This is a genomic window from Streptococcus danieliae (assembly GCF_009767945.1).
Taxonomy (GTDB): domain Bacteria; phylum Bacillota; class Bacilli; order Lactobacillales; family Streptococcaceae; genus Streptococcus; species Streptococcus danieliae.
This window is the reverse complement of the sequence record NZ_WSRS01000020.1, coordinates 1-23,175: the sequence shown is the minus strand read 5'-3', so window position 1 is coordinate 23,175 and position 23,175 is coordinate 1. Positions and strand designations below refer to the sequence as shown.

The following is a 23,175-nucleotide window of genomic DNA, read 5'->3' as shown; positions in this document are numbered from 1 at the left end:
TCCTTACAATTCCTTGTCCGATTAATACACACATTCAAACTCTGCTTTGGAGTTTACACAAAATTCTTGACACACCCTTATCGAGAACTTTAAATAAAGAAGCAGACGTATATTTATTTGATGAACCAATGTCAAATCTAGATGAAGAATCAAAATCAATATTGTTTGATAAGATTATGGAGTTGAAGCAGAGGTCACTTGTTTTTATCGTTACACATGATTCACAGTTTGATGGAGTTTCTGATGATGTTATCAATTTAAATGAGGATTAAAAATGAAAAAAGTATTTTTTATAACGATAATTGTATTTAGTGCGATTGTTATCTCTTTATATGTTGTGAATCATATGAATGAAATTAGATTTGGTGCAGCAGATGGAGAGTTACCAATTCTTAATGTAGGTACATATGAACAAGGAGATAATTTAAATTTAAAAACCGGAACATATGCTATTTATGCACAAGTAGGGAAGGGAGAGGTCTGCTATGAAGATAGAACATATAAATTAAATGATTCTCTCTATACAGAGGCTAAGAAACAACCCAAGAGTACCCAGAACGCTGTTATTTACGAGGAGAGTCCAAAGATAGCGATTGTTAAAGGAAGCCAACTAACTCTGAAAGGAGATAAAGATTTCATGGTATCATTTATTAAGAGGTGATTATATGAGAGTATCACATTTAAGGAAATTATATGGAAAACAAGTTGTTTTAGATGATATTTCTATTGAAACATTGCCAGGACAAATTATTGGCCTGGTGGGTAATAATGGTTCTGGCAAGACAACCTTGATGAAATGTATGGCAAATTTGATTGTAGATTATCAGGGAATGATTATTTCAGATAGCTCTCTCTCGTTTGTGATTGAGAGTCCAGCATTTTATGATGGACTTTCTGTACAAGATAATCTTAGAGTATTTACTATTTTGGGTGGAAAAAGCACTGTTGACTATGATAGTGTGTTGAAAAAAGTCGGTTTATTTGAAGCTAGAAATAAGAAATTCAAACAGTTATCTCTTGGGATGAAGCAGAAATTAAGCATTGCTAGAATGTTACTTTCGGAAAGCCGTACTATTCTGCTAGATGAACCTTTCAATGGTTTGGATATGTTGACTAAGGAGTATCTAAAAGAGTTGATTATTATGCTGCGTTCACAAGGGAAGTGTGTGATTGTTTCTAGTCATATACTTGAGGAATTAGGAGAAATAGCTGATGTCATTTGGTATTTACGAGAAGGAAAAATTCAAAAAGTTTTTAATTTACAGGATACCTTTAGAATTTATAGACTTGTAGTAAAGAGAGTAACGGATGTTCAAAATATTATTCCATCAAAGTATAGGATCCTAGGCTTTAAAGATAATGTGGATACTTCTATAATTAGAGTTCAAATACAGTCTGCGGATATAAGTTTGTTTCTGAAATTACTAATTGAGCAAGGGATAGAAGTTTTGGAATATCATGATTCTACGAATGATATTAAAGAGCTGATATTAGAGGAGGGAAATAGATGAGATCTTATATGAAATCGGAATTTATTAAATTAATTCATCAGAAATTCTTTATAGCTGCATTAGTTTTTTATATGATTTTTTTGATGGGGTTGTTGTTTCAGATTAAAGAAAGTGTCTTTGTTGCTCAGTATAAATTTGCTACAACTATAACGATTTTATTTATATGTTTTTATCAGATATTATCTATTGGTGAGTGGCAGGAAAAAAAGATGATTCGCTATTATTTGGAGTATATCCCTAATAGGAATAAGTTACTGTGCTTTGAATATATGAAATATATTGGATTATATATTGTAATGAACTTGTTATTCTTACTACCCTCGTACTCCTTGTTGGGAATGATTTATCAACAAGTATTGCTATATTTTGTTATTTTTTGTTTATATCTTACCATAAACATGAATTTATTGATTTATTTTGAGAAGGTTGGGATTACAATCATTCTTTCATTCTTATTACTATGGATATTACCAAATTTAATTAATCTGTTAATCATTAAATCGAACTTTTATAGTATTCAGTTATTTTATTATTTATCACCAGATTCATTTTCCACATACAACCCTATTACACTAGCATTAGCGTTGCTATATTTCATTCTTTTTTCTCTATTGTCCATGTTTCAGTTTACTAGAAAGGAGTACTAAGACATGAAACACATAATCTTACGATTTGCTTCAATATCTATTTTAAGTATATTTATAGGATTTATCGTTTATGTCCATTTGAATAGTTTGAAACCCACTTTTTCTATTTTAAGTGATAATATATCAAATCTTAAAGAAGGTGAGTTACTCTATTATGGAAGTGACAGTTGTGAAGTTTGTCAAGAATTTAATAAAGTTCTAAAAGATTATCAAGATGAAACACAGAGTAAAATATACTATTGGGATGCTACTAACTTTGCGACTATTAAGAAAGCTGCAGAAATTAAGGTTTACAATACACCAACAATTATCATAAGGAGGAATAGCGGTTTTAAAATAGCTCAAGGATATAAAAATCTTGAAGAGTTGAAATTATTTTTAGAGAGAGACTAAAGTATGAAGAAGATATTTGTTTACATAATTTTAATAGTGAGCTTAGTCGGAAATATCTATTTTATTTTTATTGCTCAGGAATTAGAACAATTGAGATCTAAGCAGAATACTGTTGATATGTACCGTAAATTGGATAGTTTACTAGTAGATAATTTTATGGAACGTTATAACTCTGGAGAAAGACTTAGTGTTTATTTTGGAAGATCTAGTTGTGAGGATTGTAGTCATTTTGATCCTATATTTATAGATATAATCGAAAGATATAAACTTGGCGACAAAGTTTACTATGTTAACGTTGAAGGGCTTCATGAAAACAAGTTTGAGTGGGAAAATTTTAAAGAAGAAGTAAATATTAAAGGTACACCTACAATTGCTATCTACGAGAATAAAAAAATATTGACAAAATTAGATTTTGAGGAACAAGATGGATTTACTTCGTACGAGTTAGAATCGTGGATTTCTAAGAATTTATTAAAATTAGAATAGGTTTAGCAATTACTGCTATTAGGTTAGGCTTCTTTCCGAAGTTAGAGCGATTTTATGATAGTGGAGGGTGTGTCAATAATTTTGTAATGTCAACCAAAAATCGGACACTTTTTATGAGGAGTTGAATCATCCGCTACAGCTTGACCATGATTCTCCTGAGTAGTGATAGATTATTCAGTGTTGAATGTCTACGCTTGTGATTCCACCAGTGGATATAATCTTGTGTTAGTAGGGCAAGTTGTTCTAAGGATTCAAATTTGTAGGCTTTGATAAATTCAGTTTTGAATGAACGATAGGTTCTCTCAGACACAGCATTATCATAAGGTACACCTGGAGCTGAGAGACTAGGCTCAAAAAGGGGAATCCTTACAATTCCTTGTCCGATTAATACAGACTTTCAAACTCTGCTTTGGAGTTTACACAAAATTCTTGACACACCCTCCTCCAATAATCAGTAACGAGGATTAGTATAGCAGATTGGTCGTCTTTGTCAAGATGAAGAAAAAGACCAGGCTGGTGGCCTAGTCTTTGGTCTCAGATGCTTCAGTTTCGCTGAGGATAGCAGCGATTTTGGTGTTGATTAAGTCAATAGCAACCTTGTTGGTGACCCCTTCTGGGATAATGATATCCGCATAGCGTTTGGTTGGTTCGATAAACTGGTGGTACATGGGTTTGACCACGTCTAGGTACTGGGTAATAACGGAATCGAGGCTCCGGCCGCGTTCTTCAATATCCCGTTTGATCCGGCGGATGATGCGGACATCATCATCGGTATCTACGAAAATTTTAATATCCATTAGGTCGCGGAGACGTTTGTCTTCGAGAACTAAAATCCCTTCGACAATAAAGACATCTTGGGGTTCTTGGCGTAGGGTCTTGTTGCTGCGGGTATGGGCAGTGTAGTCATAAGTCGGAATATCTACCGGCCGGCCAGCCCGAAGCTCACTGAGTTGTTCAATCATCAAGTCTGTGTCAAAGGCAAAGGGGTGGTCATAGTTGGTTTTGACGCGCTCCTCTGGGGTTAGATGGGATTGATCCTTGTAGTAGGAATCGTGCTCAATCATAGCAATCTTCTCGTTGGGAAAGTTAGCGAGGATTGCTCGGGATACACTGGTTTTACCTCCACCAGATCCACCTGTTACACCGATAATGATTGGTTTTTTATGCATGAGTAAGTCCTTTCTAGTTTCCTACTTATTGTACACTATTTTCTACGCTGTGTCAGTAGCTCCTTCTGTGTTATAATGAGGCGAGGTGAAAAATATGATTACTTTTGGCATTTTAGCCACCAGCCCGATTACCCATGAGTGGATGACGGCTGTGAATGCAACTGGAGTCTATCGCTTGGGGGCGGTTTATTCCCGAACTCTGGCCAAGGCTCAAGTTTTTGGTGAAGCCTACGGCTCTGACGTTCTGGCCTATGATTCCTTGGAGGCCTTTTTGGCGGATCCAGCACTTGATTTAGTCTACATTGCTTCTCCCAATGGTCTGCATGTTGCGCATAGCCGTTTGGCCTTAGAAGCTGGGAAGCATGTTGTGGTGGAGAAGCCTGCAGTTTTGCGGCCAGCTGAGTGGGCGGAGTTGTTGTCCTTGGCCAAAGAAAAAAAGGTCATGCTCTTTGAAGCCGCACGGAATGTGCATGAAAAGGCTGTGACCCTTATTGCCGATTTTTTGAAAGATCAAGAAATCTTGGGGGCCAATCTGCGTTACGGGAAATATTCTTCAAAAATGCCGGCTCTCTTGGCTGGGGAGCTTCCTAATGTCTTTTCTGCTAAATTTGGCGGTGGGGCTTTGATGGATTTGGGGATTTACCCGCTCTATCTTGCCCATTACTGGTTTGGGAAACCAGACCGGGTCGCCTACCAGGCTCAAAAATGGGCTTGGGATGTCGATTTGGCAGGTCAGGCTCAGCTGTTCTATGGCGATAGTCTGGTGACCCTCCAAACGGCTAAGAACTACACAACCTATCTTCCAAGTGAGATTTATACCCGTCAGGGAACTGTGATATTGGATTCGATTGAAGCTATCGGCTCGGTTCATTTTCGGGATCTGTCTGGCCAGGAGCAGGTACTACCGGTGACTGCTGCCAGTCACCAGATGGAGGAAGAAGCAGCTGCCTTTGCGCGAATGATTGAGGTAGAGGATTGGTCTGCCTGGGAGAACTGGGCCCAGCTAGCCCAGGAGGTTCATGAGACCATCTGGAACTTGCGCCAGGATGCCACACTTGTATTTGAAGGAGATGAAGATGTTAAGGAACTTTCCTAAAGCCTGGCAGGCCCGTTGGCAGGAACAAGATTTTGACCAAGCGACGCCGATTCAAGAGGCCCTCTGGCAACCACTGCAAGCTGGAGAGTCAATTCTTGGGATTAGTCCAACGGGGACTGGTAAGACCCTGGCTTATCTGTTACCCTTATTATTGAAGTTACGCAAGGGACAGGGGCAGCAGCTCTTGATTCTGGCTCCCAATAGTGAACTGGCCGGCCAGCTCTACCAGGTAAGTCAGAACTGGGCTGCTGATTTGGGACTCAAGACTCAACTGTTTTTAGCTGGTTCAAGCCAGAAACGGCAAATTGAACGCCTTAAGAAGGGGCCTGAAGTCTTAATCGGGACCCCAGGTCGGATCCTGGAATTGGTCAAGTTGAAAAAGATCAAGCTCTTGTCTATCGAGACCATTGTTTTGGATGAATTTGACCAGTTGCTCAGTAGTTCTCAGTTACCCTTTGTGGAGCGGCTCTTGAATTATGTCCCCAAAAAGCACCAACATGTCTACATGAGTGCGACCCAGGGCATTTCCATGGATCAGCTGCAGGCCGGAACTCAGCTGATTGCTGTGGCGCAAGATGAGGAAGCCAGTCATTTGCAGCACTTTTACATGCAGGTGGCCCAGCGGGATAAGGTAGCTACTCTCAGAAAGCTCTTGGCCCTAGAAGATTTTAGGGGACTAGCTTTCTTTAACGCTCTGTCTGATTTGGGGAATGCAGAGGAGAAACTTCAATACCACAACTTATCAGCCTATTCCTTGGCCAGTGACATCAATCTGCAGATGCGCAAACACATTTTGGATCGTTTTCGAGACGGCGCCATTTCCTTGCTACTGGCAACTGATTTGGTAGCCAGGGGAATTGATATTCAAGGCTTGGATTGTGTGATTCAGGTGGATTTGGCGCGTGATAAGGATAGCTATACCCATAGGGCGGGTCGGACTGGTCGGATGGGCCGTGAAGGGGTTGTGATTACCTTTGTTAGCCATCCTCAAGAATTGAAACAACTGAAAAAATATGCCTCTGTCCGAGAAGTGGTCCTAAAAGACCGCGAGCTGTATATTTTGTAGGAGTAAGTATGGATCAAAATCGAACTAAGGCTATTTTCAAGCAAATGGCGGCGCACTATGACTCGCCGGAACGCAAACAAGTGGCGGCTGTGATTCACGAGGAATTGGAGCAGCGCTTGGAGCAGTTAGCAGGTAGGGATTTGTTGCTGGATTATGGCTGTGGAACGGGCTTAATGAGCTTGCCCTTTGCAGAGCATTTTTCCAAATTACTTCTGGTTGACATCGCAGAGGAGATGTTGGAGCAAGTAAGGGGCAAGTACCAAACACTGGGTTTGTCAAATGTTACTTTAAAAACAGTGCCAGAATTTCAAGAGCTACAGGGACAAGCCAATGCGATTTTGGTGGTCCAGACCCTGTTGCATGTGGCCCAGGTAGAAGAACTGCTGGAGCAGTTAGCTGCTCATTTACTTCCAGATGGCCAAATTTTTCTGATTGATTTTCTTGCACATGAGGAGATTGACCATCCCTTAGTTCATCCAGGTTTTAGTCAGGAGGAACTGCTATCCCTCTGCCAGCAGGCTGGTCTTAAGCTGGTGGAATTTAAGCCATTTTATACTGCAGATGGCCTCTTTATGGGCAAGCGGGCGACTCTTTTTATGGCTGTTTTACAACATTCAAACTAAGCTGTTTGGGAAGCTTCCCAAACAGCTTTTTTCAGAAAGTGGAATTTTTTTCAAAAAGACTTGTAAATTATACAAAAAGTATGTATAATATTCACATCAACCTAAGAGGAGATAAGATATGAAAGTAACAACAATTTTTAAAGGTTTGACCGCTCTAGGGCTGGCTCTTAGTCTAGCGGCCTGTGGTAGTAGTACGGCTTCGACACCAGAGGCTATTCAGGAAAAAGGCAAGCTGGTGGTTGCGACCAGTCCAGACTATGCGCCCTTTGAATTCCAGACCTTGATTGATGGTAAAAACCAAGTGGTTGGTGCGGATATTTCGTTGGCGCAGGACATTGCTGATGAGCTGGGGGTCGAGCTCGAAGTTTCGACCATGAGCTTTGATAATGTGCTTTCTACCCTGCAGAGTGCGAAGGCGGATCTAGCCATTTCAGGTCTGACTAGCACGCCTGAGCGGGAAGCTGTTCTCTCCTTCTCAGACTCTTACTATGAGAATGGACACTCACTCTTGGTTCGGGCGGCAGACAAGGATCTTTACAAATCTTTGGATTCGTTTAAAGGAAAAAAAGTCGCGGCTCAAAAAGGTTCAATCCCAGAACAAATGGTGAAAGATCAGCTAGCGGATGCGCAATTGCTGTCACTCCAGGCGATGGGTGAGGCGATTAATGAATTGGTTGCAGGCAAGGTTGATGCAGTGGCGATTGATGAGCCAGTTGCCTTGGGCTATGTGAACCAGAACAAGGACTTGGCCATTGCCCAAGCAGGGCTCAAAACAGAGGAGTCCCAAGGAAATGCGGTAGCTATGCAAAAGGACAACAAGGAATTGCAGGATGTCGTCAACAAGGTCATTGCCAAAGTGAAAAAAGACGGCAGCTACACTAAATACCTAGAAGAAGCCAGCAAGTACACAGCAGCAGAATAGGAGCAGCGGATGAATCTAAACAAAATCTTGAAAAAAGTGGGTTTGTTAGCCCTCGGCCTAACTCTGACAGCCTGTGCTAGCGGCTCTGAAACAGCTAGTCCAGAGGCTATTCAGGCCAAGGGGAAATTAGTTGTTGCCACCAGCCCAGACTATGCGCCCTTTGAGTTCCAGACCTTGATTGATGGAAAAAACCAGGTCGTCGGTGCAGATATTTCTCTGGCTCAGGATATTGCCGATGAGTTAGGCGTGGACTTGGAAGTCTCTGCTATGAGCTTCGACAATGTTTTGACCAGCATCAGTAGCGGCAAGGCCGACCTAGCCCTAGCTGGACTGTCCAAAACCCCAGAAAGAGAAGAAGTTGTGACCTTCTCGGACTCCTACTATGAAAATGGTCGGGTCCTCCTAGTCCGCTCCGAAGACAAAGCTGCCCTCAAAAGCCTAGACAACTTTAAGGGCAAAAAAATCGCCGCCCAGAAGGGAACCTTGGAGGAACAACTGGTCAAGGAGCAACTGATCTCCTCAGAAGTCATTTCCCTCCAAGCCATGGGAGAAGCCATCAACGAATTAGTCACTGGCAAAGTCGACGCAGTTGCTATTGACCAAGCCGTGGCCACAGGCTACACCTCTCAAAATGACAAACTAGCCATCTCAGACGCAGAGCTGAAAACCCAAGAAACCATTGGCACAGCTGTTGCCATGCAAAAAGGCAACAAAGAACTTGAAGCCGTCGTCAACAAGGTCATCGCTAAAGTGAAAAAAGATGGCAGCTATGCTAAGTATCTAGAAGAAGCCAGCACCTATACTGTTGTGGAGTAGGTCAGGGGCAAATTGAAGTCTATAAAAAGCGAGATTCACAGGAATGGATCTCGCTTTTTGTTGGAGTAAGGATGGTGGAGGTGTAGGACCACCTTGCAAAGTTTTGTCAATGAGCTGGTACTTGTTGTATAATAGAAGCTATGAATACCAAACCAAGGGCAGCTTATGTCCATATTCCTTTTTGTACACAAATCTGTCACTATTGTGATTTTTCTAAAGTTTTTATCAAGAACCAGCCGGTGGATGATTATCTGCGGGCTTTACTTGCGGAGATTCGAGCTTATGAACCTGGGCCAGTAGATACGCTCTATATTGGGGGTGGGACGCCTTCGGCCTTGTCAGCTGCTCAGTTGGAGTTTCTCCTAGAGGGCTTGGCTTCGATTTTTGATATGAGTCAGGTTCAGGAGTGGACCTTGGAGGCCAATCCGGGTGACTTGTCCCAGGATAAGATTGAGGTGATGGCCAATGCTGGTTTAAATCGGATTTCGCTAGGGGTGCAAACTTTTAATGATCGCGAATTGCGCCAGATTGGTCGGATGCACCAGGAGAAGGATATCTATGACAATATTGACCGGTTGAAAGCGGCTGGTTTTCACAACATTTCCATTGACCTAATCTATGCTCTTCCCAACCAAACCATGGAGCAGGTGAAAACCAATGTGCAGAAGGCCTTGGCCTTAGATATTCCTCATATGAGTCTCTATTCCTTGATTTTGGAAAACCATACGGTTTTTATGAACCGCATGCGTCGGGGACAGTTGAATCTACCCCAGGAGGATCTGGAGGTGGATATGTTCCATTACATTATCAATAGCCTCAAGGAGGCCGGTTATGACCATTATGAGATTTCGAATTTTTGCCGGCCGGGTTATGAGAGCCGCCACAATCTCATGTATTGGGACAATGCCGAATATTATGGTCTAGGGGCGGGAGCTTCGGGCTATTTAAATGGAGTTCGTTACCGGAATCATGGGCCAATCCGCCATTACTTGAATGCGGTGGAGGCAGGGAATGCGCGTGTTTACGAGGAGAAACTCAGTCTCAAGGAGCAGATGGAAGAGGAGCTTTTTTTAGGGCTGCGCAAACGTGCGGGGGTCTCAATCCAGCGGTTTGAGCAAAAATTTCAACGCTCCTTTGAGGACATTTATGGAGCTATTGTGGCTCAAATGCTGGAAGAAGGTTTATTGATTCGCGAAGGAGACCGTCTGCGGACAAGTCAGAAAGGACTTTTCCTGGGAGACACGGTTGCCGAACGTTTTATCTTGAAATAAGATAGAAGAGGAAGAAGCAAGATGTATAAGGGTTATTTATTGGATTTAGATGGAACGATTTACCGTGGGACGGAGCTGATTCCTGAAGCGCGTGATTTTGTCAAGGAGCTTCAGGCGCGCGGCCTGCCCTATCTCTTTGTAACCAACAACACCACGCGCCGCCCCGAGGTCCTACAGGCCATGCTGGAGGAACGCTTTGGTCTCCAGGTTCCCCTGTCCACTCTGTACACAGCCAGTCTGGCGACGGTTGATTATATGGTGGATAAAAATTTAGGGAGGACGGCTTACGTTATTGGCGAGGACGGGTTAAAGGCGGCGATCTACGAAGCCGGTTTTGAAGAAGATCCCATTAATCCGGCCTATGTGGTGGTTGGACTGGATACCGAACTGACCTACGAAAAAGCCAAAATTGCCAGTCTGGCGATTCAAAAGGGAGCTCATTTTATCGGCAGCAACCCTGACCTTAATATCCCGACTGAAGAAGGCCTTTTACCGGGTGCCGGATCCCTGGTTCGTTTTATCCAAGCCAGCACGCGCGTGGAGCCTGTTTACATTGGTAAACCGGAGGCGATTATCATGGAAAAGGCCTTGGAGCGGATTGGCTTGAGTAAGGAAGAAGTTGTGATGGTGGGAGATAACTACATGACTGATATCCGGGCCGGTCTTGATAATGGAATTGCCAGTCTACTAGTCTTAACCGGTTTTACCCAGGCAGAAGAAGTAGCAGACCTACCGATTCCACCGACCCATGTAGTGAGTTCTTTAGCAGACTGGAGTTTTGATGACTAGGCGGGCTTGGATTTCGGGCTCATTGATGAGTTTCTGGGGGCTATCCGCCTCCATTTTACTAACCATCTGGATTTTTGATCTGGCCTATCCCCTGTTTCTGGATCTCTGGAATCTGCCTAAAAGTCTGGGTTGGCCCGCTGAACGGTTGGCGCGAAATGTGGCTGTCTTGATGGATTACCTTACCCTGCCTTGGATCAACCAGCTCAAGTTCCCAGACCTACCGGCATCGGAGTCAGGTCTCTACCATTTTCAGGTGGTCAAGTACCTATTTCATTTTTGCCAGCTGGTCTTTGTCGGCACCAGTTTGGGAATTGCTTTTCAGAAATCCTGGCTTTGGGTGCCGGCTAGCTGGTACCGGCTTTGGGCCTTGATTCCACTAGGCTTGGGCTTTTTAGCAGTGCTGGTGGGCTTTGACCAGTTCTTTATTTGGTTCCACCAGGTTCTCTTTCCTGGTGACCAGACATGGCTTTTTGATCCGCGTCTAGATCCGATTATTCTTCTATTGCCCCAGGATGTCTTCCTGCTATCTTTTATCTGCTGGGGTATCCTCTATGAACTTTATTTTTTCTTTTGTTTTTTTGCAACTAAAAAATCTGGCCTATCGTGAAGGGCCAGATTTTTCTGTTAAAGCTTAGTATGGTGTTGGTGCTCGAGACGGGAATAGTCCAATTCAATGGCACTTTCGACAATCTTGTGAGCCTCTAAGAGGTGGTGGACCTGGTCTTTGAGGAGCCGCTCATCGGCCCCCGTTTCGATATGCAGGTGGAGCATGGCTATGTGGCGCTGACCATCCATGGTCCAGGCATTGAATTGGGTGACTTGGTGGACTCCATCCATCGTTTCGATCTGCCTGCGCAAGGCTTTTAGATTGAGATCTTCCGGCGCTTTTTCAAGAAAAATTTGTAAATTGTTGAGGAATTTAGGCAGGGATTGACTGAGGATAAAAAGGGAAATGGCGACAGAAAGCAAGGGGTCTAGGAAATACCAGTCTGTAAATTGGAGAAGGATGCTGACCAGAAGAACCACGACCCAGCCCAAAATGTCTTCGAGGAAATGGAGGGTCAGGATTTGTTGGTTGGCACTGTGTCCCTTGTGGACCAGGTGGGCAGCAAAACCATTGATGGCAATGGCGAGGAGGGCCAGGGCAAAGGTCCCTTGATGATTGACGACAGGCGGATTGAAAATTTTCGGTGTGTTTTCAATGATGAGGAAGGTGGATCCAGTGATGAGGATGCTGGCAGTTACCAAGGCAGCTAGAATCGTGAAACGTTGGTAGCCTAGGGTGTAGCGGAGGTCAGTCTGTTTGGTGGAGACTTTTTCCAAATAAGCAGAGAGGCCAATGGCCATGGCATCCCCAAAATCGTGAACGGCATCGGCTAGGACGGCCGAGGATTGGAAGAGGACTCCAAAAATGCCTTCCAGGATGGCGAAGGAGAGATTGAGAACAAAGGCTATGAATGTGGTTTTTGAGTGCTTGTGCATCGCTTCTTGTTACCGACTTTCTTCTAAGATTTGAATCAGAGCTTGTTTTTCCTGAGCGGTCAGTCCCCGATAGGCCCCATAGGGGAGTGTCTGATTTAGTTTGAAGGGGCCAAATTGAACTCGACTGAGGCTGATCACCTTGACCCCAACAGCCAGGAACATTTTTTTAACCTGATGAAACTTACCTTCGGCCAGCTCAATCAAAGCGCGACTTTGCTTGGCTGAGGATTCCAAAATAGTTAGTTGGGACGGTCGGCATTGGTAGCCATTTTCAAAAATAATGCCTGTCGCAAACAGGGCAGGTAAGTCCGAGTGTAGGGGACCATTGACTACTACTTGATAGGTCTTAGACACATGGGCATCCGGGTGGAGGAGCTGGTAGCCCAGTGGACCGTTATCCGTCAGCAATAGGAGCCCTGAAGTATCGCGATCCAAACGGCCTAGGGCATACAAATCTGGATTCCAATCACAACTGGCTAGGGAATCAAAGACAGTGGCATGGTGGGCATCGCGATTGGCGGTGACCACTCCACGAGGTTTATGGAGGAGCCAGTAGTGGTGCTTGCTGGCTGGGGCAGGTTGCCCCTGAATGATCACTTTTTGCAGGTCAGTGTCAACATTTTGAGACAGCTTGCGGGCAGCTTTCCCATCTACTAAAATCTGCCCCTTGGCTAGGGCCTGTTTCATTTCTTTACGGCTATAGTGTGAAGCTAAGAGTTGATCGATTCTCATGCCTCCATTGTAACAAATTTTCTGAAAGAGAAAGCGTTTTTTTATTTCCCGACTTGTCTAACTTTTTTGGATTTGGTATACTTTTAAAATTGTAAGGAGGAAAGAAAATGACAATTATTTCACAAATTTTGTTAGTTCTGTCAGCAGCCTTGTTTTTCTTTATTTTTTATTTAGAAACCGTGGCGACAACTTCTGTTAAAACCAAACAAACCTTTGGTATGAGTGACTCTGACTTAGAATCTAAATCGCTACAACTATGGATGCGCAACCAAGGGGTCTATAATGGCTTTATTGGTTTGGGTCTTTTGTATGCGGCTTTCTTTAGCAGTAATGGGAAAGAAGTAGCCCTAGTCTTTTTGGTGAATATCTTGGTAGTTGCCTTTTACGGTGGTCTAACCAGCAATAAGTCGATTATCCTCAAGCAAGGTGGTCTACCTTTCTTGGCCCTTTTGAGCTTGATTTTTCTATAATAAAAAGGAGCAGACTGTTCCTTTTTATTATAGGGTTTCGTAGCCGAGTAGGACACCCCCTTCTTCGGCATAAAAGCTACAGATGCCGGAAGTTGGTAGGCTATGGATTTCAGCTTGGGGGTATTCGGTATGGATGAGTTTGCTGAGGTCTTGGACAAAGTCTGGGTTGCTGCGGTGGGAGATATGAATCCGTCCGCCTTTGTAACCGGCTTTTTTCATCTCCGCCCAGGCTGTGGAGACGGCTTTTTTGTTACCACGCGCTTTTTGGAGCAATTCTAGTTCACCCTTGCTGCTGGCTTGGCCGACCATACGGATATTGAGGAGGCCCACAACTTTCCCAACAATCTTGTTGAGACGGCCATTTTTGACCAGATTATCTACCTTTTCGAGAACAAAAATTAATTTACTTTGTTTTTGATACTCTTCGATGGCGACAAGGATTTCGGGATAAGTGAGTCCTTGTTTGATGTATTCATTGAGTTGGTAAACGAGGAGGTCCATCTCGCCTCCGGCAGAGAGGCTGTCGATAATATGAACCTTGGCATCGGGATGGGTTTCTAAATAGATCTCCCGTGCCAAACGGGCTGCATTGTTACTACCAGAAAGAGCGCCGGTGATGGTCACCACAAAGATGGCGTCCGCATCCCCAAAGGCTTGTAGATACTGATCCGGGCTCGGGCAGGCAGACTTAGATGCCTGCTCGCTAGCATACATGACTTCCATCATAAAATCAATATCCAGGTTGGCCTTATCCACAAAGGTCTTGTCGCCTACTTGAACATACATGGGGATCGATTCAAATGTCGTGTTGGGCGCTAAATGTTCCAACTGGCGATAGTTACAGGCAGAGTCTGCAATAATTTTCCACTTCATCAGGTGCTCCTTAAAAAATGTACATTTTACAAAGTTATGTCCTATTATCTAGTATAGCACAATTTTGTTAAAAATCCAAAGAAAAAGCGAATGTGCTATAATTGTCTAGTATCTAGGAGGAAAAGGTATGTCCCATCAACGACTGGCCTGGGATGAATATTTTGCCGCCCAGGCTCTACTCATATCCAATCGTTCCACCTGCACCCGGGCCCAGGTTGGAGCGGTATTGGTTCATGATCACAAAGTGGTTTCCACTGGTTATAACGGTTCTGTATCGGGAACCGAACACTGCATTGATCAGGGCTGCTTAGTGGTCGACGGCCACTGTGTGCGAACCCTGCATGCAGAAGTGAATGCGATTTTACAAGGGGCTGAACGGGGGATTCCCCGGGACTTTACAGCCTATGTTACCCACTTTCCCTGCCTGCATTGCTCCAAGCAATTGCTGCAGGTCGGCTGCTCACGGGTTGTCTACATTCACGACTACCGAATGGATTCCTATGCCCAAGAACTCTATCAACAAAAAGCAGTGACCCTGCTCCAAATCCCACTAGAACAGGTCCAAAAAGCGATCCAAGAAAGTAGTTTCTTCCATTAATCCCAAAATCTTTTACATTCCTATCTGTATATGGTAGACTGGAAGAGTTAATGAGTCCCGAAAAGATAGCTTCGGCTAGTTCTTTGTAACTTTTTAACGACGACTAATTAAAAGGGGGACATATATGTCTGAACGTAAATTGTTTACTTCAGAATCCGTATCAGAAGGACATCCAGATAAGATTGCTGATCAAATCTCCGATGCCATTTTGGACGCGATTCTAGAACAGGATCCAGATGCCCATGTAGCCGCTGAAACAGCAGTCTATACAGGCTCTGTTCATGTCTTTGGGGAAATCTCAACCAAGGCTTATGTGGATATCAACCGGATTGTTCGCGATACCATTGCTGAGATTGGCTATACCAATACCGAATATGGTTTCTCAGCGGAAACGGTTGGTGTCCATCCATCCTTGGTGGAACAGTCTCCAGATATCGCCCAAGGGGTTGACGCTTCCTTGGAAACGCGTCAGGGGGACAATCAAGATCCTCTGGATCAGATTGGTGCCGGGGACCAGGGGTTGATGTTTGGTTTTGCGGTTAATGAGACACCGGAATTGATGCCGCTGGCTATTTCCCTGTCTCACAAATTGGTTAAACGCTTGGCAGATTTGCGTAAGTCTGGGCAGGTGGCCTATTTGAGACCGGATGCTAAAAGTCAGGTTACTGTTGAGTATGATGCTGCTGGGAAGCCAAGGCGTGTCGACACGGTGGTCATTTCAACCCAACATGATCCAGATGTTAGTCAAGAAGAACTGGCGCAGCTGGTCAAAGAGCAAGTCATTGCTCCGGTGATTCCAAGTGAGCTTTTGGATGACCAGACCCGTTACTTTATCAATCCAACGGGCCGTTTTGTAATCGGGGGACCCCAGGGGGATTCAGGTTTAACGGGCCGGAAGATTATTGTGGACACTTACGGAGGGGCAGCCCGTCATGGTGGTGGTGCTTTTTCAGGTAAGGATGCGACCAAGGTAGACCGGTCAGCTTCCTATGCCGCTCGTTATATTGCTAAAAATCTTGTCGCGGCTGGTTTGGCTGAGAAGGCTGAAGTTCAGTTGGCCTATGCGATTGGGGTTGCCCAGCCGGTGTCGATTCGGATTGACACCTTTGGGACTGGCAAGCAAGACGAAGCTGCTTTGGAAGCGGCTGTGCGCGCTCACTTTGACCTACGCCCAGCAGGGATTATCCAGATGTTGGATTTGAAAAAGCCGATTTATAAGCAAACGGCTGCTTATGGCCACATGGGACGGGAAGACCTTGATTTGCCATGGGAACGCCTGGATAAGGTGAAAGCTCTTCAAGCGTTTTTCCAATAAGAAAGAAACTACTGGTTACTTGAGAACTGGTAGTTTTTTTGTTCACGAACCTAAAATAAAATAGGTGACTAGATTCCCGACTCTAGCAAGAGAGCTAAAAATGTGATATAATCGTGGCAAACCACTGGTTTTTTATTAGTTTCAAGAAAGAGTCTATCAACATGAAAAAAATTGTGATTAATGGGGGACGCCCTCTTAAGGGAGAGGTGGTAGTTTCGGGTGCCAAAAATAGTGTGGTTGCCTTGATTCCAGCCATTATTTTGTCAGAGGATGTGGTGACCCTAGATGGTGTGCCGGATATTTCAGATGTGGCGAGCCTGATTGATATTATGGAGGTCATGGGGGCCACCGTCAAGCGGGATGGAGATAGTCTGGAAATCGATCCGTCCGGTGTGCAGTCTATGCCGATGCCTTATGGGAAAATTAATTCTTTACGTGCCTCTTATTATTTTTATGGTTCTTTGTTGGGCCGTTTTGGCGAGGCTACGGTCGGTTTGCCAGGTGGTTGTGATCTTGGACCTCGGCCCATTGACTTGCATTTGAAGGCCTTTGAAGCGATGGGAGCACGGATGACCTATGAGGGGAATTCCATGCATCTGACAACCGATGGTCAGGGAGTTCATGGGGCTGTGATCTATATGGACACCGTTTCTGTAGGAGCGACCATCAATACTATGTTGGCGGCGGTTAAAGCCAAAGGTAAGACCGTCATTGAAAATGCGGCGCGGGAGCCGGAAATTATCGATGTGGCAACCTTGTTGAACAATATGGGAGCCCACGTTCGGGGTGCCGGAACGGATGTGATTACCATTGAAGGGGTGGAACGTCTCCATGGAACCCGTCACCAGGTGATTCCAGACCGGATTGAAGCCGGAACCTATATCGCCATGGCGGCAGCAGTTGGTGAAGGTGTTAAAATTACCAACGTACTCTACGAACATTTAGAAGGCTTTATTGCCAAGTTGGAAGAAATGGGTGTGCGGATGACGGTTTCCGAGGATAGTGTCTTTGTCGAAAAACAAGCATCCTTGAAGGCCATCAATATTAAAACAGCCCCTTACCCAGGATTTGCGACGGACCTCCAACAACCGATTACGCCTTTGCTCTTGAGAGCAGAGGGACGTGGCTTGATCCTGGATACGATTTATGAAAAACGGGTTAACCATGTTCCAGAATTGGCACGCATGGGAGCAGGCATTACAACTGTTGGCCACCAGATTAGCTACGAAGGTCCTAACACTTTACATGGCGCGCAGGTGAAGGCAACGGATTTACGCGCAGGAGCAGCTTTGGTGACAGCTGGATTGATGGCGCAAGGTCAGACAGAGATTACCAATGTGGAATTTATCCTGCGTGGTTATTCCAATATTATTGATAAATTGCGCAACTTGGGAGCCTCTATTGATCTCATTGAAGATTAGCATGAGGGGAGGTTGAGACCAAAGTCTAGTCTCATTGACTTTGGTTAGCAAAATGCCTTTGACGCAGTAGCTGATTGGCCTCTTCGCTCGCTTTTCGAGCTCGGAAGAGGGCCAAATCAGCCTTGCGGGGGTGGGACTATGAACTAAATTTTTTCAAATTTAGTTCTGCCCCACTCCCTTTTCTTACGGTTATCAGGAGAATCGCTTATGACTCTATGGACCCACTTAGCCCAATATTCTTTTCTGCAAACACCCCGGCTTCACCTACGTCCGCCTTTGATTACGGATTTGGAGTTTTTTCATGCCCTGGCCCATGATCCGGAGAATGTGGTCTACATTTTTCCAGCCCAGGAGACCCTGGACGAAAGTTTGGTCCTGTGGACCCATGCCTTTCTAAAAAATCCCTTAGGAACCTGGGTTCTGGAAGATTCCCATGCGGGGCATTTGATTGGGGTTATTCGGTTGGAAAAAATTCAAGAAATGTCTGCGGAAGCGGAAGTTGGCTATTTTTTGGATAAAAGGTATTGGGGTCAGGGACTGATGGCGGAAGCCTTAGAGGCCCTTAGCCGGATTCTACTGGTCCCAGAGGGCTTTCAGACTCTGATTCTCCAAGCTCATCTTGAGAACAAGGCCAGTCAGCGAGTCGCTGAGAAAGCAGGCTTTAGTTTGTATCGCCAGTTTAAGGGCAGTGATCGCTATACCCGGAAAATGCGGGATTATGTAGAGTTCCGACGAAAGCGAGGGGCTGATGAGTAAGCATCAAGAAGTTTTAAACTACTTAGAGACTATGCCGATTGGTCGAAAGGTCAGTGTTCGCAGTGTGGCTAATTTTTTAGGCATCAGTGAGGGCACAGCCTACCGTGCCATTAAAGAGGCCCAGACCCGGGGCTGGGTGGAAACTCGTCCCCGGAGTGGAACCTTTCGGGTTTCTCCCAAGGATGATGCCCAGACTCCCTTGACCTATGGCGAGATTGTTGAGGTCACTGAGGCTCAGGTGCTAGCCGGAGCTGATGGCTTGGATAAGGAGTTTTCAGCCTTCAGTATTGGAGCTATGTCGCGCCAAAATGTGGTGACCCACCTCAAGGATGGTGGCATGGTCATTGTGGGGGACCGGATGTCTGTTCAGGAACTAGCCCTCCACCATGATTGTGCGGTTCTGGTGACGGGTGGTTTCCCTGTGGCAGAGAAGATTTTAGACTTGGCCAATCGCTTGTCAATCCCGATTCTATCCAGTAGTGAGGATACCTATCAGGTGGCTAGTCGGATTTCCCAGGCTGTGTCCCAGCGGCGGATAAAGTCCCATATTTTAACGGTGGCAGACAGTTATACACCGATTCGGGAATTTGGTTTTCTGACCAATCAGCACCAGGTCCGTGATTTTTTGACCCTGATTCAGAAAAAGCATATCTCGACCTGCCCCATTGTGGATGAAGTTGGTTTTTTCCAAGGCTTGGTCAACCTCAAAGAAATTGGCGGTCAGGCGGGGCATGTCAGTCTGGAAAAATTACTGCATCCCATATCTGCTACAGCCAAACTCTATACCAGTCTGGCTGTGGCCCAGCGAAAAATGATGGAACAGGGGATGGAATTTTTGCCCATTATCGACGAAGAAAACCGCCTGTTGGGGGTTCTCCGCAAGGAAGATTTGATTAAGGATGGGAGCCCAGGTAGAAGTGAACTGGCAGCTACTTTTTCCGAACAGGTCCGTCCCTATTTGGAAAAGGGTGAATCTTCTTACCGCTTGCGCGTGGCACCCTCGCTTTTGGATGAGCAGGGGAGCTTGGCTGCGGGGGTTTTGACAGAGGTAGCCCTTCAGCTGACCAAGTCCGAATTGGCGCTAGCCGGCTCGGGTTTCTATCTGACCTCGGCTTCGGTCCATGTCTTTCAATCGATTGAGGTGGAGGAGGTGCTGCTAGTAGAGGGTACTCTCCTCCATCAAAGCCGGACTAGTCGCGTTTTTCAAGTGTTATTTAAAGAAAAAGAGCAGGCAGTTGCTCAAATTACAATAGAAATTACAGTACAATAAGGAGAAACTATGATTACATTAAAATCCCAACGTGAAATTGATTTGATGAAGGCTAGTGGGGAGTTCTTGGCTAGCGTTCATAGAGGCTTGCGGGATTTGATTAAACCAGGAATGGATATGTGGGAAATTGAGGAGTATGTGCGTCGTCGTTGTAAGGAAGACAATGCTCTACCGCTCCAAATTGGGGTTGAGGGCCACTTGATGGACTATCCGTATGCGACTTGTTGCTCGCTTAATGATGAGGTTGCTCATGCCTTTCCCCGCCATCAGAAATTGAAAAAGGGCGATTTGATCAAGGTCGACATGGTTGTTGGCTTGGTGGACAAGGCGGAATTGGATGTAGCGAGCTTGGATTTTGATGACGTTCCAACCATGCGTCGCTTGTCTGAAGACTTCCGTGGTGGTGTTGCGGATTCTTGTTGGGCTTATGCCGTTGGTCAGGTTGCACCAGAAGTTCAGGAATTGATGGATGTGACCAAGGAATGCCTCTATCGTGGCATTGCGGCAGCTCAGGTTGGTAATCGCCTCGGTGATATTGGAGCAGCCATTCAGGACTATGCAGAAAGTAAGGGTTATGGGGTTGTCCGTGATTTAGTTGGGCATGGCGTTGGTCCAACCATGCATGAGGAACCAATGGTCCCTCATTATGGCCGGGCTGGCCGTGGCCTACGCCTTCGGGAAGGGATGGTTTTAACCATTGAACCGATGATCAATCAAGGGACTTGGGAAATTGATACCGACATGAAAACAGGCTGGGCTCATAAGACCTTGGATGGTGGCTTGTCTTGCCAATATGAACATCAATTTGTGGTGACCAAGGATGGTCCGGTGATTTTAACAAGCCAAGGAGAAGAAGGAACCTATTAGTACTCTGTTTATTTTAAACGAATTTGAGCCGAGTAGGTGATGCGCAGTTGTAGCAGATAGTAAGGTTGAGAGGAAACGAATGGAAAAGATAAAGACATGGTTCTCGAAGGTGGGTCAGAAACCACTGGTGCTTGCCCTGGGACGCTTTTATGGACAAGCGGATAGTCAGGTGATGGCCATTGCTATTGCCTATTATCTGATGCTATCCCTTATTCCATTTTTCATCATTATTGCCAACCTCTTACCCTATTTACCCATCAACGCTGATGATATTTTGGCCTATCTCAAAGCCTGGTTGCCAGCCAGTCTTTACCCAACCTTAGCCCAGCTGATTGAAGGGGTCCTGTCTAAACCCTCTACGGGATTTTGGAGCATTGCCCTCTTATCGGCCTTCTGGACCTTGTCCTCCAGCATGTGGATGGTGGAGCAGAGTTTTAATCGGGTCTATGGTGTAGAGAAACGAACCAACTACCTACTGTCCCGGCTCTTGAGCTTAGTCATGGGAGTGCTCTTGCAGGTGGTGATTTTGACCCTGAGTTTCCTCAGTCTCTTTTCATCCTATTTACTGGAACAGGTCAAGACCTGGCTAAATCTAGAGAGTCTTCCCCTGGAAGATCTGCTTCGAGGTCTGAGTAGTTGGAGCATGGTTCCCTTGATCCTGCTTCTGTTTTTCCTTTACTATACCCTCCCCAATGTGGCCATTAAGCGGGTTCGCTATACCCTCCCTGGTGTGCTACTGGTGACAGGGGTTCTCTATCTTTTTAATGGTTTTATTAACCTGTATTTGCTTCGTTTTATGGGACAGTTCACAGACTATCGTTTTGTCGGATCGGTCGTGCTCTTTGCGGTGATTTTATGGTTTATCCTAATCGCCAGAGTGCTCATTATTGGAGCAGTTTTAAATGCATCTTATCAATTTGTAAAAGAAGGGGAGTTCGACAGTAAAACGTATTTATAATACTGAAGGGCACCTCTAAAGACCAGAAGTATTCCGTCATATAGAAAAGAAGGGACGCTTGCCCTCCAATTTCCAGCAAGAGTCCCTGTATTTCCTACTTTGAATTAGCTACACAAATCTGTACAGAATTTATAAGGAGTGGGATAATTATTTTATTACACAGGAGAGTATAAATGATGTCAAAGAGACCACGTCGCACTTTTTCAAAAGAATTCAAATCTCAAATTGTTGCCTTGATTGAAAACGGTAAACCACGTACCGAAGTTTTCACAGAGTATGACCTCAATCCTAGTACAGTTGATCGTTGGTTGAAACAAAGCCGTACTACAGGTAGCTTTAAGCATGTAGATAATTTATCGCCCGAGCAACGGGAAATTCGTAAACTTAAGAAACAACTGCGTGAAAAAGAAATGGAGGTCGATATTTTAAAGTCCGCAGCGCTGATTTTGGGACAAAAAAGAAACTAATCGCCAAATTATCTTCAAAATACCCAATTAAAGCGCTATGTAAAGCTCTAGGTGTTTCTAGAAGTAGCTTTTACTACAAATCAAAGCCTAAACATTCCAGTAAAGATCTTGAAGAAAAAGTTAAGGAAAGTTTTGAGAATAAGGGGGGCTCTAAAAACTCCAGTTTTTCTTCAAATTGAATCACTCAAACCTTGATAAATCAACATTTAGATTTTCAGAAATTTAGTTTTTAGAGGTGCCCTTTAGTAGTCTTTCATATTAAATAGGTAAATTTAATTTATTTAAAAAACTTTGATATTTTTATAGTATTTTTAGTGTAAGTAATGTATAATATAAATGAAATCGGTTTCATGTTTATTGATTCTAGTTGCTTATTTTAGAAGAGAGTTAGCTATGGTTAGAACGCTACAAAAACAAATTAAGGTATTTCTTGCGTTTGCTATTTTTGTTTTATCTTTCTTTTACATCGGAACAGTTTCTGCTGCAACCTAGTATCCTGACGGTGGTGTTTGGACATATGGAGCTACTTCTGGCGGTGCTTTTTCTAATTACTATCACGGTTCCAAGTACCATACCTCGACAGTAGTAAGTCGTTGGAACTCAAATTCTAGTAGAGGGGCAGCGCCAGCAGGTCAGACTTCCTACGCATATATTGAGACTTCATTTGGAGAACAGGCGGCATTCTATTATAACTATCATTGATAGTTTTATCAAATAGACTAAAATAGTCAGAATAATTGGCAATTGATTAGGGAGTGGTATGGAAAAATGACTACTCCCTTTCTTATACAGCATGCGAGTGTTTGGAGGTATGGCTATGAAGAAGCTATTCTTAATCCTTTCGATACTGTTTCTATCGCTTATAGTCGCTTTTCATTTAGGAGAAAATCGGGAGCAATTGTTATTTGCTAGTTATCCTTCTGTCGATATTATTGATAAGGGAGATACTAAGGAGTCTTGGGAGAATTTTGCCAAGAGCTTAGATGCTTTTGCCAAGGAGAAGAAAAGTCTGCTAGCTTTGCGAACAAGAGTCCTTAACTCTGATGGAAAAGTGTCTTTTATAGTCATTTGAAACAAGAACAAGACAACAAAGCATCCAGAAAATTGTCATAACTGGGCAATACTTTTCTGAGGTGTTTTTTCATATGAGCCCATGTGTTTTCAATGGGATTATACT

The 23,175-nt window shown here is 44.3% G+C and carries 26 protein-coding genes and 3 pseudogenes; 24 read left to right on the top strand and 5 right to left on the bottom strand.

Going from position 1 to position 23,175, the window contains the following annotated elements:
• From E5983_RS03550 to E5983_RS03530, 5 genes and pseudogenes are all read left to right on the top strand, one after another.
• Positions 1–272 (top strand): annotated as a pseudogene (locus E5983_RS03550) (hypothetical protein); the annotation flags it as partial.
• A gap of 2 nt (positions 273–274) precedes the next feature.
• Positions 275–661 carry a hypothetical protein gene (locus E5983_RS03545; protein WP_160332538.1) on the top strand — a complete coding sequence of 129 codons (387 nt, stop codon included), beginning with the start codon at positions 275–277 and terminating at the stop codon, positions 659–661.
• A gap of 4 nt (positions 662–665) precedes the next feature.
• Positions 666–1,511, top strand: a complete 846-nt coding sequence (locus E5983_RS03540; protein ID WP_160332537.1) for an ABC transporter ATP-binding protein — start codon at positions 666–668, stop codon at positions 1,509–1,511.
• Positions 1,512–2,161: 650 nt separating this feature from the next.
• Entirely contained in the window at positions 2,162–2,551 is a 390-nt protein-coding gene (locus E5983_RS03535; protein WP_160332536.1) for a thioredoxin domain-containing protein, read from the top strand.
• Positions 2,552–2,554: 3 nt separating this feature from the next.
• Positions 2,555–3,037, top strand: a complete 483-nt coding sequence (locus E5983_RS03530; protein WP_160332535.1) for a thioredoxin family protein — start codon at positions 2,555–2,557, stop codon at positions 3,035–3,037.
• A gap of 133 nt (positions 3,038–3,170) precedes the next feature.
• On the opposite strand, the pseudogene E5983_RS10185 reads toward E5983_RS03530, so the two are convergent.
• Positions 3,171–3,383: pseudogene (locus E5983_RS10185) on the bottom strand (integrase core domain-containing protein); the annotation flags it as partial.
• A gap of 175 nt (positions 3,384–3,558) precedes the next feature.
• On the bottom strand, positions 3,559–4,206 hold the full coding sequence (gene udk, locus E5983_RS03520; RefSeq protein ID WP_160332534.1) for a uridine kinase: 648 nt from the start codon (positions 4,204–4,206) through the stop codon (positions 3,559–3,561).
• Positions 4,207–4,300: 94 nt separating this feature from the next.
• Here udk and E5983_RS03515 point away from each other — a divergent pair, with 94 nt between their 5' ends.
• From E5983_RS03515 to E5983_RS03480, 8 genes are all read left to right on the top strand, one after another.
• Complete coding sequence (locus E5983_RS03515) at positions 4,301–5,302, top strand: Gfo/Idh/MocA family protein (protein WP_160332533.1); 1,002 nt, start codon at positions 4,301–4,303, stop codon at positions 5,300–5,302.
• Positions 5,277–6,368 (top strand): DEAD/DEAH box helicase, encoded by a 1,092-nt coding sequence (locus E5983_RS03510; RefSeq protein WP_414486759.1) that lies wholly within the window; start codon positions 5,277–5,279, stop codon positions 6,366–6,368. The genes E5983_RS03515 and E5983_RS03510 overlap by 26 nt, the downstream gene beginning before the upstream one ends.
• A gap of 8 nt (positions 6,369–6,376) precedes the next feature.
• Positions 6,377–6,991, top strand: a complete 615-nt coding sequence (locus E5983_RS03505; RefSeq protein WP_160332531.1) for a class I SAM-dependent DNA methyltransferase — start codon at positions 6,377–6,379, stop codon at positions 6,989–6,991.
• A gap of 118 nt (positions 6,992–7,109) precedes the next feature.
• A complete protein-coding gene (locus E5983_RS03500; protein WP_160332530.1) occupies positions 7,110–7,913 on the top strand; it encodes an ABC transporter substrate-binding protein in 804 nt (267 codons plus the stop codon).
• Positions 7,914–7,922: 9 nt separating this feature from the next.
• On the top strand, positions 7,923–8,729 hold the full coding sequence (locus E5983_RS03495; protein ID WP_160332529.1) for a transporter substrate-binding domain-containing protein: 807 nt from the start codon (positions 7,923–7,925) through the stop codon (positions 8,727–8,729).
• 140 nt (positions 8,730–8,869) lie between these two features.
• Positions 8,870–10,000, top strand: a complete 1,131-nt coding sequence (gene hemW / locus E5983_RS03490; protein ID WP_160332528.1) for a radical SAM family heme chaperone HemW — start codon at positions 8,870–8,872, stop codon at positions 9,998–10,000.
• A 21-nt stretch (positions 10,001–10,021) separates the two neighbouring features.
• Positions 10,022–10,789, top strand: a complete 768-nt coding sequence (locus E5983_RS03485; RefSeq protein ID WP_160332527.1) for a TIGR01457 family HAD-type hydrolase — start codon at positions 10,022–10,024, stop codon at positions 10,787–10,789.
• The gene (locus E5983_RS03480) at positions 10,782–11,396 is read left to right on the top strand and encodes a TIGR01906 family membrane protein (protein WP_160332526.1); all 615 of its coding nucleotides are present in this window, start codon (positions 10,782–10,784) and stop codon (positions 11,394–11,396) included. The genes E5983_RS03485 and E5983_RS03480 overlap by 8 nt, the downstream gene beginning before the upstream one ends.
• A gap of 17 nt (positions 11,397–11,413) precedes the next feature.
• Here E5983_RS03480 and E5983_RS03475 read toward each other — a convergent pair whose 3' ends face one another.
• Complete coding sequence (locus E5983_RS03475; protein ID WP_160332525.1) at positions 11,414–12,271, bottom strand: cation diffusion facilitator family transporter; 858 nt, start codon at positions 12,269–12,271, stop codon at positions 11,414–11,416.
• 9 nt (positions 12,272–12,280) lie between these two features.
• Positions 12,281–13,003: a pseudouridine synthase gene (locus tag E5983_RS03470; RefSeq protein WP_160332524.1), complete on the bottom strand. Its 723-nt coding sequence runs from the start codon at positions 13,001–13,003 to the stop codon at positions 12,281–12,283.
• Between the two features lie 107 nt (positions 13,004–13,110).
• Between E5983_RS03470 and E5983_RS03465 the strand changes: the two genes are divergently transcribed.
• Positions 13,111–13,473 (top strand): DUF1304 domain-containing protein, encoded by a 363-nt coding sequence (locus tag E5983_RS03465; RefSeq protein ID WP_160332523.1) that lies wholly within the window; start codon positions 13,111–13,113, stop codon positions 13,471–13,473.
• A gap of 27 nt (positions 13,474–13,500) precedes the next feature.
• Here the strand turns inward: E5983_RS03465 and E5983_RS03460 are convergent, their stop codons facing one another.
• Entirely contained in the window at positions 13,501–14,346 is an 846-nt protein-coding gene (locus E5983_RS03460; RefSeq protein WP_160332522.1) for a DegV family protein, read from the bottom strand.
• A gap of 127 nt (positions 14,347–14,473) precedes the next feature.
• Between E5983_RS03460 and E5983_RS03455 the strand changes: the two genes are divergently transcribed.
• The 10 genes and pseudogenes from E5983_RS03455 (at position 14,474) to E5983_RS03410 (ending at position 23,070) form a co-directional block, all read left to right on the top strand.
• Positions 14,474–14,944, top strand: a complete 471-nt coding sequence (locus E5983_RS03455; protein WP_160332521.1) for a deoxycytidylate deaminase — start codon at positions 14,474–14,476, stop codon at positions 14,942–14,944.
• A gap of 124 nt (positions 14,945–15,068) precedes the next feature.
• A complete protein-coding gene (gene metK, locus E5983_RS03450; protein ID WP_160332520.1) occupies positions 15,069–16,259 on the top strand; it encodes a methionine adenosyltransferase in 1,191 nt (396 codons plus the stop codon).
• A gap of 161 nt (positions 16,260–16,420) precedes the next feature.
• Positions 16,421–17,680 (top strand): UDP-N-acetylglucosamine 1-carboxyvinyltransferase, encoded by a 1,260-nt coding sequence (locus E5983_RS03445; protein WP_160332519.1) that lies wholly within the window; start codon positions 16,421–16,423, stop codon positions 17,678–17,680.
• Positions 17,681–17,887: 207 nt separating this feature from the next.
• Complete coding sequence (locus E5983_RS03440) at positions 17,888–18,436, top strand: GNAT family N-acetyltransferase (protein WP_160332518.1); 549 nt, start codon at positions 17,888–17,890, stop codon at positions 18,434–18,436.
• Positions 18,429–19,706 carry a DRTGG domain-containing protein gene (locus tag E5983_RS03435; RefSeq protein ID WP_160332517.1) on the top strand — a complete coding sequence of 426 codons (1,278 nt, stop codon included), beginning with the start codon at positions 18,429–18,431 and terminating at the stop codon, positions 19,704–19,706. The genes E5983_RS03440 and E5983_RS03435 overlap by 8 nt, the downstream gene beginning before the upstream one ends.
• A gap of 9 nt (positions 19,707–19,715) precedes the next feature.
• Complete coding sequence (locus E5983_RS03430; RefSeq protein ID WP_160332516.1) at positions 19,716–20,573, top strand: methionyl aminopeptidase; 858 nt, start codon at positions 19,716–19,718, stop codon at positions 20,571–20,573.
• A 79-nt stretch (positions 20,574–20,652) separates the two neighbouring features.
• Positions 20,653–21,531: a YihY/virulence factor BrkB family protein gene (locus E5983_RS03425; RefSeq protein WP_160332515.1), complete on the top strand. Its 879-nt coding sequence runs from the start codon at positions 20,653–20,655 to the stop codon at positions 21,529–21,531.
• Between the two features lie 173 nt (positions 21,532–21,704).
• On the top strand, positions 21,705–21,998 hold the full coding sequence (locus E5983_RS03420) for a transposase (RefSeq protein WP_160332514.1): 294 nt from the start codon (positions 21,705–21,707) through the stop codon (positions 21,996–21,998).
• Between the two features lie 393 nt (positions 21,999–22,391).
• Positions 22,392–22,700, top strand: a pseudogene (locus E5983_RS03415) (lactococcin 972 family bacteriocin).
• A 115-nt stretch (positions 22,701–22,815) separates the two neighbouring features.
• Entirely contained in the window at positions 22,816–23,070 is a 255-nt protein-coding gene (locus tag E5983_RS03410) for a hypothetical protein (RefSeq protein ID WP_160332513.1), read from the top strand.
• Positions 23,071–23,175 lie beyond the last annotated feature (105 nt).